The 657-nt window shown below is 54.0% G+C and carries 1 protein-coding gene; it reads right to left on the bottom strand.

Translation table 11 applies throughout. From position 1 onward, the window contains the following. A partial coding sequence (locus ACOCD2_RS24485; protein ID WP_305801483.1) for a hypothetical protein occupies positions 1-571 on the bottom strand: 571 nt, incomplete at its 3' end. Positions 572-657: the final 86 nt, after the last annotated feature.

Here is a 657-nt window from a genome sequence, read left to right as displayed (position 1 = left end):
GTTGCTGGATCGCGGCGGTCTGCTCGCGGCTTTCGTTGATACTCAACACCACACAACGATTGAGCAGCTCTTCATCAATGTCGATGGCCGTGGTGGTCAGAAACAGCATCACCGGGCCTTCGACCCGGTACTCTTCGGTCACCAGTTTGCCACTTTGCGGATCTTTGCCGGTGCTGGCAATGGTCAGTTCACCTTGGCTTTGTAGCAATTTCAGCGCATAAGCGGCTTGCCGTACCCCTTCCTCTTCAGCAATACCAAGAATTTTGTGCTTGAGGTTAGTTTCACCCAGATAAAACAGGCTCTGCCCGGTCATCGCCGAGTAATGCACGCGATCCTCTTCCGGAACCAGTTTCAACACGGCATCCATCAACGCGCTTTTGCCTGCCGCTGAGGTCGATTGCACGATGATGGCCAACGGTATGTTCAACTTGCGGGATACACAGGCCAGATAGCCCATCAGGGCATTGCTCGGTTCTCCGACCAGGCCGGTCTTGGCAAAGTCCTCGATGATCCGCCCGACCAGGTTGTTATCTTTCAGGGCTCTTCCCCTGATTGAGTGGGCGCCCATCATCTAGTAATCCCATCAGGGTAAAGATCCAACCCGCCGAGATGGAAGTAAATGGCATTGGCAAACCGCTCTTTATTGCGGAAGCCTCT

This window comes from Thiolapillus sp. (assembly GCF_048562965.1).
In the GTDB taxonomy this organism is placed as follows: domain Bacteria; phylum Pseudomonadota; class Gammaproteobacteria; order Chromatiales; family Chromatiaceae; genus Thiolapillus; species Thiolapillus brandeum_A.
The sequence above is the reverse complement of the archived record's forward strand: the minus strand, read 5'-3'. Positions and strand labels throughout refer to the sequence as shown.